This is a genomic window from uncultured Limosilactobacillus sp. (genome assembly GCF_934202235.1).
GTDB lineage: Bacteria > Bacillota > Bacilli > Lactobacillales > Lactobacillaceae > Limosilactobacillus.
In genome coordinates, this window is record NZ_CAKPXS010000057.1 from 1 (window position 1) to 9831 (window position 9831).

General features: G+C 48.9%; 9 protein-coding genes. 3 read left to right on the plus strand and 6 right to left on the minus strand.

What is annotated here, in order from left to right; genetic code table 11:
* Positions 1-960: ATP-binding protein (locus Q0E49_RS07415; RefSeq protein WP_295747584.1), on the plus strand; the 960-nt coding region annotated here is incomplete at its 5' end.
* A 69-nt stretch (positions 961-1029) separates the two neighbouring features.
* Here Q0E49_RS07415 and Q0E49_RS07420 read toward each other — a convergent pair.
* The 6 genes from Q0E49_RS07420 to Q0E49_RS07445 form a co-directional block, all read right to left on the minus strand.
* On the minus strand, positions 1030-1980 hold the full coding sequence (locus Q0E49_RS07420) for a C-terminal binding protein (protein WP_295747586.1): 951 nt from the start codon (positions 1978-1980) through the stop codon (positions 1030-1032).
* A gap of 31 nt (positions 1981-2011) precedes the next feature.
* On the minus strand, positions 2012-2779 hold the full coding sequence (locus tag Q0E49_RS07425; RefSeq protein WP_295747588.1) for an SDR family oxidoreductase: 768 nt from the start codon (positions 2777-2779) through the stop codon (positions 2012-2014).
* 12 nt (positions 2780-2791) lie between these two features.
* The gene (locus Q0E49_RS07430; RefSeq protein ID WP_295747590.1) at positions 2792-4030 is read right to left on the minus strand and encodes an MFS transporter; all 1239 of its coding nucleotides are present in this window, start codon (positions 4028-4030) and stop codon (positions 2792-2794) included.
* 275 nt (positions 4031-4305) lie between these two features.
* Entirely contained in the window at positions 4306-4995 is a 690-nt protein-coding gene (locus Q0E49_RS07435; protein WP_295747592.1) for an FCD domain-containing protein, read from the minus strand.
* A gap of 274 nt (positions 4996-5269) precedes the next feature.
* Positions 5270-7681, minus strand: a complete 2412-nt coding sequence (locus tag Q0E49_RS07440) for a phosphoketolase (RefSeq protein ID WP_295747593.1) — start codon at positions 7679-7681, stop codon at positions 5270-5272.
* 193 nt (positions 7682-7874) lie between these two features.
* The gene (locus Q0E49_RS07445) at positions 7875-8603 is read right to left on the minus strand and encodes a GntR family transcriptional regulator (protein WP_295747595.1); all 729 of its coding nucleotides are present in this window, start codon (positions 8601-8603) and stop codon (positions 7875-7877) included.
* A 149-nt stretch (positions 8604-8752) separates the two neighbouring features.
* Here Q0E49_RS07445 and ybaK point away from each other — a divergent pair, with 149 nt between their 5' ends.
* Positions 8753-9253, plus strand: coding sequence for a Cys-tRNA(Pro) deacylase (ybaK, locus tag Q0E49_RS07450; RefSeq protein WP_295747597.1), 501 nt, complete (start codon positions 8753-8755; stop codon positions 9251-9253).
* Between the two features lie 24 nt (positions 9254-9277).
* On the plus strand, positions 9278-9831 hold a 554-nt coding region (locus tag Q0E49_RS07455), incomplete at its 3' end, for a C69 family dipeptidase (protein ID WP_295747599.1).

The window sequence follows — 9831 nt, forward strand, 5'->3', positions numbered from 1 at the left end:
AACCAGATGAACTACATCTTCCTCGACGAGATTCAACACGTTCACCAATTTGAAAAGGTCGTCGATTCTCTTTTCATTAAAAAGAATGTTGACTTGTACCTCACTGGTTCTAACGCTTACTTTCTCAGTGGTGAAAATGCAACCCTTTTAACTGGTCGCTATGTCCAGTTAAATATGCTCCCATTATCTTTCAAGGAATTTGTTCAGTGGCAACAACAAAATAATTCACGTTCCTCCCACCAAGAACTATTTAACAAGTACCTCAATAGCTCATTCCCGTATACCCTCTTTGTCGATGATGATCAAGAACGATTGGAATACCTCCGCGGCGTTTATTCCACAATTGTCTTAACGGATATTGTAGCCCGATTAAAAGTTCGTGATGTTCCAGTACTCGAACGCGTCATTAGAACGCTATTTAGCGATATTGGTAGCCCAATTTCAGTTAATAAAATTGCTAAAACCCTCCGTAGCAGTCTTTTCACAGCCGACAATAAAACCATCGATCGATACATTAATGGAATTACACAAAGCTTGTTAATGTATGAAGCTAAGCCATACGATATTCATAGTCGTCAAATTTTGCGCAGTAACAGCAAGTACTACGTAGTCGACCCCGGGATCAGGCGGTTGCTATTGGCGGATCACCAGGAAGACTATGGCCACATTATTGAGAACGTTGTTTACCTTGAATTGCTACGCCGATACCCAAACGTTTACGTTGGTCAAACTAATAAATTAGAAGTTGACTTTGTCGCTCTCAATGCCCATAACGAGGCTCGCTATTATCAAGTGGCTCTCAGTACATTAGACAAGGACGTTTTACACCGTGAATTGCGGCCCCTTCAGAGCATTAAGGATTCTTACCCAAAATATCTGCTCACTTTAGATAGCTTTAATCAAAATGCTAATTATGACGGAATAAAAAAAGTAAATATCTTGGATTGGCTTCTCCAATAAAGCAACACAAAAAGCTGTGTCACGCGGGTGGCACAGCTTTTTTCGGCAATTTCTACTGGTTTTATTTAATTATTTCAGGTGGTTAACTGGGTAGTGGATTGGTTCGCCCTTGGCAAAGCGGACCGCTTCCTCGGCAACCTTCCGCTTCAGTTCTTCCGCCGCCTCTTCCGAGTACCAGGCCATGTGCGGCGTGACAATTAGGTTCGGATGCTTGAAGATTGGCGAGTTGGCTGGCATTGGTTCCGTTGCCATGCAGTCGATTCCGGCGCCGGCAATTTCACCAGCAGTCAGGGCGGCATCAAGGTCGTCCTCGTTAATAATGCCCCCACGGGCAACGTTGATAATCACCGCACTATCCTTCATCTGCTTAAAGGTCTTGGCATTAAACAGGTCCTTGTTGTTATCGGCCGGGATGTGCAGGGAAATCGCGTCGGCCGTCTTAACCAGCTCGTCAAAGGGAACCGGCTTAATAAAGCTTGTTGCTGGCGTTTCCTTGTAGTACGGGTCGTAGCCGATGACATTGAAGCCCAGCGCGTGAGCCTTCGCCGCGAAGTTGCGGCCGATCCGCCCAAGGCCAACAACCCCGACCGTCTGGGTGGAGAAGCGGTGAATCGGGATGGACTTCGCATAGTCCCACTTCTCCGTCTTGGTGTACGGGTTCATCAGGTAAATCTTCCGTTTGAGGTCTAATAAGAGGGCCAATGCGTGATCGGCCACTTCGTTCATCCCGTAGTCCGGAACGTTCCCGACCTGGATACCCTTTTCAGTAGCGGCCTTCAGGTCAACCGTATCAACACCGACCCCGTAGCGGACAACATACTTCAGCGACGGGATAGCATCCATCACTTTCCGGGTAATCGGCGCGTACTGGACGATGAAAATTTCACCGTCACCGCACTGCTTGATGACCTCGTCTTCCGTCCGAGCCTGGCACAGCTTGAAGTCCATCCCGGCATCCCTAAAGACCTTAGTTTCAATGTCGATATTATCGTGGTCGCAATCTGTGATATAGATTTTCATGATGCTGGCTTCCTTTCTTACTCACGTGGCGTTACTTAACCAGGTAACCACCGTCAACCGGGATGATCGCCCCGTTAATGTAATCAGAAGCATCGGAAGCGAGCCAAACAACGGGGCCCTTCATGTCTTCCGGCTGACCCCAGGCCTTGGCCGGGATCCGGTTGGTAATTGCCGCGTACCGCGGGTTCTTCGGGTCCAGCAGGGCAGTGTTCATCGTCGTCGCCATGTAGCCAGGCGCTAGGGCGTTGACGTTGATCCCCTTCTCCGCCCACTCGTTGCAGAGGGACTTGGTCAACTGCATGACCCCACCTTTAGAAGCGGAGTAAGCCGGGACCGTATAACCACCGAAGAACGAGAGCATCGACGCGATATTAATAATCTTCCCGCGGCTCCCCTGTTTAATGAAAGTTTGACCAGCCAGCTGGCACATTTCCCAAACCGCGCGCAGGTTGATGCCGATCACAAAGTCCCAGTCCTCAATCGGGAATTCTTCGGACTTGTGCCGCCGCTGAACCCCCGCCCCGTTAACTAGGATATCCAGGTGGTTACCCAGCAATTCGACGGCCTTGTTAAAGCCGGTCTTTAGGGCCTCATCATCGCCTAAGTCAGCCACCACGGCGTGGGTCGGGTAACCCTTTTCGTCGGCAAGCTTCTTGGCCACTTCTTTGACCTTCGGGTTAACGTCAAGGAGGGTCACTTCCGCCCCCGCTTCTAGCAGTCCCTCAGCCATGCCGTAGCTCAACCCCTGTGCAGCACCAGTAACAATTGCCTTTTTACCCGTTAAATCGTTCAAATGCATAATGAATTCCTCCTATTGATGTACTGGCATTTGTTTGCCAAACTTATGTCCAAGATACTTTTCCAAAATAATGAGGTCCACCAGGGCCAGTGCCGATAAAATCAGCATGATGACGAAGACTGGTAGGTAGGAACCTGCAGCTTCGTAAATCTTGCTGGCACCCCAGGAGCCGATAAAAACCGCTGGAATCCCGTAGGAGTTAACGACCCCGAAGTTTAGCGCCATATTCTTTAGTCCCCACGCCGCCTTGGTGAAGTAAGTCATCACGACCAGAATGGACCCAAAGCTCATCCCGCAAAGCAGACAGCCAAGGGACATGGCAACCAAGTTTCCCGTCGTTTCCGACCACAGTAAGAAACCAATCGCCACGAAGAAGAGGCAGTTAGAACTCAGCATCGTCTTACGGCGACCAATTGCACCAAGTAGCCACCCGCCAAGCAGCCGGCCGCCACCGTTACCTAGTGAAACAAGACCAACGATAATTGCTGCTAGTAAGGGCGCCACGTGCTGTTCGTCCGGTAGGCTCTTGCCGATACCGAGAATTCCTTGGCCAACAATCCCTAAGAAGATCATCCACAAATAAAACATGTAGAAGGTCGGATCATGCAGCATCTCGTGCAGATCCTTATCTTCGACATTTTCCAAGTCGTCGGCCTCATCAGCGTTTACCTGGACAATCCCGTCCGTCGGTTGTGGTGCCCTGATTAACAGGGTCGAGAGTGCAACCAGTAGGCCGAAAATCACGCCAATGCCGATGAAGACCGGTCGCCACGGCAACGCCGTATAGATCTCGGTGATGAGTGGTCCAAAAATGAAGGCCCCCATCCCGTAGCTCATCAGTAGCGTCCCCTGGGCGAGTCCGACCTTATCCGGGTACCAGGCCGTGATGGTCGGCAGAATCCCGTTGTAGACGAACCCAATGCCCATGCTGGTCAAGATCCCGTACAAGACGTAGATCAACCAGAGATCGTAAGGCGGGTTGGCAAAGGCGGCTCCAATAAAGCCGATCGCAATCATCACGGCCCCGTAGATGAATACCCGCTGGACCGTCATGTGTTTGAGCATTACCCCGGCAATGATGTTACCAACCGTAAAACTAATAATGGAGAGAACGTAAATCATCGAGATTTGCGAAGGTGACCAGGAAAAGGTCTTTGCTAAGGGTGCCATCACGATGGTGTAGGCATAGATTAATCCCAGCGCAAGCAGCAGAACACTGGCATCAAGCAGGATATACTTTCTCTTCTTCATACCGTTATCCCCTCTTTTCTTCACGCCGCAACATTAACTTTCGTCAGATGATTTCTTGGCGAAAATTAATCAAATCGGCTGATTGAAGGTGAAAAGAATTAATATCGTCTAAATTCATCTGATGACTTCATTGTAACCGGTTACCTAAAGTTTGTAAATGCGCTTTCATTAAAACGCTTTCTCAATGGGTCAAAAGGAAAAATTTGTTCCACGAAGGTACAAAAAGGGCCGCAGTCAGTTCTGACTACGGTCCAACTCATTAGAGTTAATCATTATTAATGGTAGCCGATTAACCGGCGGTAAACCAGACGGTTATTGGCCATGTGAACCAGCATTGTATCGTGGGCAGCTGCCTGGTCATGAGCAGCGATCCCCGCGATAATCTCGCGGTGAATCTTCCGGGTAAAGTTTTTCGCCGCCAAGTCATCATACGACTTGTTAAAGAGACTCACCGACCGGCTGATGATCGGCACGATATAGGAATAGGCCTCGTTACCACTGGCCTGGCTAATCAGGGTATGCAGTTCAATATCCAGCGAAACGTGACGCTGATCACCACTATCAAAGGACTGCTCGATCTGCTTGACCAGTTCCCGCATCCGTCCAACCTGGTCAGCGGTGGCATGCTTGGCAGCCAGGGCAGCAATTTCCGGCTCCAGGATATACCGCATATCGTAAAGGTCGGAAATCATCTTTTGTTTGTCCTTAATAAAGGCCAGCCCAAAGGGATCAGAGGACTGGCCGCGCTTTTCACTGACGTAGGTACCAGACCCCTGCCGAACCTTCAAAATATTACGGGAAATCAGGATGCTAACAGCCTCGCGCAAGGTACTGCGGCTGACCTGTAATTGTTCAGACAGCGTTGCCTCGTTCGGCAGCTTCTCACCGACTTGAATGTTATTGTCCTGGATAAAAGAAATCAGCTGCTGAGTGGTTTGCTCCACCAGGTTCTGCTTTTTATTCAACGTGGAACACCTCGTTTCATTGCGAAGTCATCATACCATTTTCGGGGTAGAAAGGCGAATTACTATTGATGATTGTCATGACTCGCTTACATCATTCTTTCAATTTGATTGTAAGTCTCGTCAAGTAAGTAAAACCTAGAAAAGTTAAGCTTAGCTAAGATATAAAGCCGGATAAAACGGAAATTGAATACTGAAGACAAACTCATCTTCAAGCAACAAAAAAGCGGGACCGGATAATTCCGATCTCGCTTTTCTGATTTAGTTGGTAGCCTGATTAGTTTAAGCCGCTCCACTTCCAGTTAGTAACTTCTGGAAGGTCCTTACCTTCGTCACGGATGAACTGGTTGTGACGAGCAACCATGTCGTCCATCTTCTGAGCAAAGGCCATCGTGCTTTGTTCGTAGCCCGGAACACTTTGGATAGCGTCCTTAGCCAGGTGGAAGCGGTCAAGTTCGTTCAGGACACGCATATCGAATGGCGTAGTGATGTCACCATTTTCTTCGTAGCAGTGGATGTGAACGTTCTTGTTGTGACGGTCGAAGAAGATGTCCTTGATCATGGAGTCGAAGCCGTGCCATGCAAAGATAACCGGCTTGTCAGTCGTGAAGTAGGAGTCGAATTCGGCGTCAGACAGACCATTCTTGTTGATCTTTTGGCTCTGAAGCTTCATGATGTCAACCACGTTGATGTAACGAATCTTCAGGTCAGGGAAGTTCTTGTGCAGCAGGTCAATCGCTGCCAGTGATTCTTCAGTTGGTTCAGTCCCAGCAGAAGCGAACACAACGTCTGGTTCTTGACCCTGGTCAGTAGAAGCCCAGTCGATGTACTTGAGACCGTTCTTAACGATTTCAGTAGCTTCATCGATCTTGAACCACTGTGCACGTGGGTGCTTGGAAGTTACCAGCACGTTGATGCATTCAGTGTCACGGAATGCCTTGTCACCAACGGCCAACAGTTCGTTAGTGTCAGCTGGCAGGTATTCGTGAACAAGGTCTGGACGGTTCTTTTCGAACAGGTGAGTCAACAGACCTGGATCTTGGTGAGTGTAACCGTTGTGGTCTTGTTGGAAGACAGTGGAAGTGTCCACAAAGTTCAGGGATGGGTAATCCTTGCGCCAGTATTGCTCCTTAGCCTTCCGCAGCCACTTCATGTGTTGAGTCAGCATGGAGTCAACAACACGACCGAATGATTCGTAGGTTGCGAAGAAACCATGACGGCCAGTCAGAACGTAACCTTCAAGCCAGCCTTCAGCTTGGTGTTCTGACAGTTGTGAGTCGATCACACGACCGTGTGGTGCCAAGTCTTCGTCGTTTGGTTCGTGGATGTTTTCCATCCATTGACGCTTGGAACCGTCAAGCAGGTCGTACAGACGGTTTGACTTGGATTCGTCTGGACCGAAACCACGGAAAGTAGTTGGGTTCAGTTCGGAAACCTTTTGAAGCCACTTAGCCCATTCAATCATGTCCTGCTTTACAACAGTACCATGGCCGTCCATTTCTACGGCGAAGTCACGGTAGTCTGGCAGGCGCAGCGGCTTAGGATCAATCCCACCGTTTGTGATTGGGTTAGTTGCCATCCGTTGGTCTGGTTCCGGAACGTTTTCTTCAACGATTGCCTTTGGGGCACCGTTTTCGTCAAACAGTTCTTCTGGCTTGTATGACTTCATCCAGTCAACCAGCATGTCCTTGTGTTCCATGTGTTCTTGGTCAACCGGAATCGGAATCTGGTGAGCACGGAAGGAGTTTTCAATTGGGTTGCCATTCAGGTCAGCCTTTGGACCAGTCCAGCCCTTAGGTGCACGCAGAATGATCATTGGCCATTGTGGCATGCTGTCATCGTTGTTTTCACGAGCGTTCTTTTGGATGCTCTTGATGTCTTCGATCGCAGCGTCCATCGTCTTAGCCATTTCTTCGTGAACCTGCATGTGGTCCTTGTAGCCGTTGAATTCACCTTCGCGGTCAGCTTGCTTGTAAGCTGAAACGAAGTATGGCTTCCAGCCCATGCCTTCGAAGTACTTAGTCAAGTCTTCGTCACTCATCCGTGAAACGATGGTTGGGTTAGAAATCTTGAAACCGTTGATCTGCAGAATTGGCAGAACAGCACCATCAGTGATTGGGTTGATGAACTTGTCTGAGAACCATGAAGTTGCCAGTGGGCCAGTTTCGGCTTCACCGTCACCGATTTCAACGGCGGCAATAACATCAGGGTTGTCCAGAATTGCACCAACACCGTGTGACAGTGAGTAACCCAGTTCCCCACCTTCGTGGATGGAACCTGGAGTTTCTGGAGCAGCGTGTGAAGCAGTTCCACCTGGGAAGGAGAAGTGCTTGAACAGCTTAGCCATACCTGCTTCATCCTGAGTGAATTCAGGGTAGATGTCAGTGTATGAACCGTCCAGGTATGAGTTGTTAACCATTACCTGGCCACCGTGACCGGAACCTTCGATGTAGAACATGTCCAGACCGTACTTCTTAATTACACGGTTCAAGTGTGCGTAAATGAAGTTTTGTGGAACAATCGTCCCCCAGTGACCAATCGGCTTCGGCTTAACGTCTGAAGCCTTCAGTTCACGACGGAGCAGCGGGTTGTGCATCAGGAACAGGGTACCTACTGAAAGGTAGTTAGCTGCACGCCAGTATGCATCAACGCTTTCCAAGTATTTCTTGGAATCGTAGTCTACTGCCATAAATTCAACACTCCTTAAATAAAATCTATCCAAAACAGACACAACGTAAATCACTCAATTTACGCAATTATCGTATCACAAATTGGGATAAAGTCAACCTTTATAAAAATTGATACGGTCCAATTATAAACCCCGTCACAACGGGACTGCGACGGGGTATCAATCTCACGTTAACAAAAATTTCAAACAATAATTACTCATTATTCAAGTTAACGAAGGTGTTGTATTTCATGTACTGGTAATGAACCCGCATATTCGATACTTCAAACGGTGTCCCATCGTCTAGGAAGAAGATCCCTTCCATCACGCCGACCGGCTCCGTCACTGACAAGTTCAGTTGCTGCTGGTCATCAACCGTCGATGGCGAAACAGAAATCGTCATAAAGGACCGGGTAACGGCCTTCCCTTTTTCTTGCTGCAAATAGTTGAAGATCGAACCCTCAACGATTGCCGGTGACAAGGTTGGAGTAATCTTAATCGGGATGTAGCCCGTCTCTACCATAAACGGTTGACCATCCACCAGCCGCAACCGGCGAATTTGGTAAACAAAATCATCCTTTTCTAAGAAGAGGTCCTGCTGGATATCCGGACTGGCCGGAATTACCTGGTAATCTAACAGCTTAATCCCCTGCTTTTTACCGGCGAGACGGAAACTATCCGTGATCCCGAGGTTGCTACCTTCGTAGTTAAACATGGCCCGGTTCTTTAAGTAAAGGGGGTTAATAAAGGTTCCGGAACCCCGCTTTTTGAAAATAATTCCCTGCTGGGCGAGAATTCCCAGCGCGCGCTTGATCGAGCTGCGGGAAACTTCGTAATCCTTGCTCAAGGACCGTTCATCTGGCAGTTTCATCGCCGAGTATGAACCCGCCAAAATCTTGCCCTTGATGTCGCGCATCACCTTGCGGTAAACCAAATCTGACATTCAAAATTGCTCCTTACTGTCACCAATTGTTGGCCGCGTTATAATATAGTCAATAGTAGTATACCAAACTTTTCAAAATTGGTTACCTATATTGGCAAAATTGGACCGTTCCAGATTATTTTTTGTTGTAAAGGAGTTTTCTATTACTGATGAGTAAAAAGAAAAAACGTTTGAAAAAGACCCAGGTAGAGCAGATTCTCGACCAACACCACGTTCCCTACAAGTCGGCCGTTTTTGCGACCCACCAAGATGGCGACGTACAGAGCTTGACCCTCAACCGGGAAACTGAAGACGAACACCGGATCTATAAAACGCTGGTCCTCAGTGGCAAGGAGACCGGCCCGCTCGTTGGGGTCGTGCCAGTTGACTCGCACCTGGACGAAAAAGCACTCGCCCGTGTTTCTGGCAACAAGAAGGTCGACATGGTGCCATTGAAAAAGCTTCTGAAGACGACCGGCTACGTCCACGGTGCTAACACTCCGGTGGGGATCTACGAAAAGCACCATTACCCAATTTTTATTGATAATGATGCCAAGAAGTCAGACACCATCTTTGTTTCGGCGGGGAAGATCGGCCGTTCGGTGGAAATTAACGCGGAGGACCTCGCCCAGCTGGTTCACGCCCAATTTGCCGACTTGCAGCAGCAGTAAACAAACAGAAAGGTTGATTTAATAATGGAAAAGCAAAAACGCTCAGCATGTACCACCGTCCTGGTTGGTAAGGGTGCAACGATTGATGGTTCGACGATGGCCGCCCGCAACGACGATACTTTCAGCCCGCTGAACCCGATGAAACTGGTTGTCTACCCGGCCTATCACGACCAGGACAGCACCGTTAAGTCCTACCTCAACCACTTTGTTGGTCAGCGGCCACGTGATGGCTACCGTTACCAGGGGACGCCAAACATTGACCTGAAAAACGAAGGGGTTTACGACGAAAGCGGCTTTAACGAGAAAAACGTCGGCATGAGTGCCACCGAAAGTGTCTACGCCAACGAACGCGCCCTCGCTTACGACCCGCTGAACACTGAATCCGGGATCAACGAAGACGTGATTGTCGCCATGACCCTGCCATTTATTAACAGTGCCCGCGAAGGGGTTTCCTACCTCGGCGGCCTGGTTGCCAAGTACGGGTCCGCGGAAGGTAACGGTGTAATCTTCTCCGACAAGAACGATATTTGGTACATGGAAATCGTCACTGGTCACCACTGGGTTGCCCAACGGATTCC

Coding starts and splice junctions, on each gene's coding strand:
- Q0E49_RS07420 (WP_295747586.1), bottom strand. CDS start 1,980: ATGAAAATCTATATCACAGATTGCGACCACGATAATATCGACATTGAA.
- Q0E49_RS07425 (WP_295747588.1), bottom strand. CDS start 2,779: ATGCATTTGAACGATTTAACGGGTAAAAAGGCAATTGTTACTGGTGCT.
- Q0E49_RS07430 (WP_295747590.1), bottom strand. CDS start 4,030: ATGAAGAAGAGAAAGTATATCCTGCTTGATGCCAGTGTTCTGCTGCTT.
- Q0E49_RS07440 (WP_295747593.1), bottom strand. CDS start 7,681: ATGGCAGTAGACTACGATTCCAAGAAATACTTGGAAAGCGTTGATGCA.
- Q0E49_RS07445 (WP_295747595.1), bottom strand. CDS start 8,603: ATGTCAGATTTGGTTTACCGCAAGGTGATGCGCGACATCAAGGGCAAG.
- ybaK (WP_295747597.1), top strand. CDS start 8,753: ATGAGTAAAAAGAAAAAACGTTTGAAAAAGACCCAGGTAGAGCAGATT.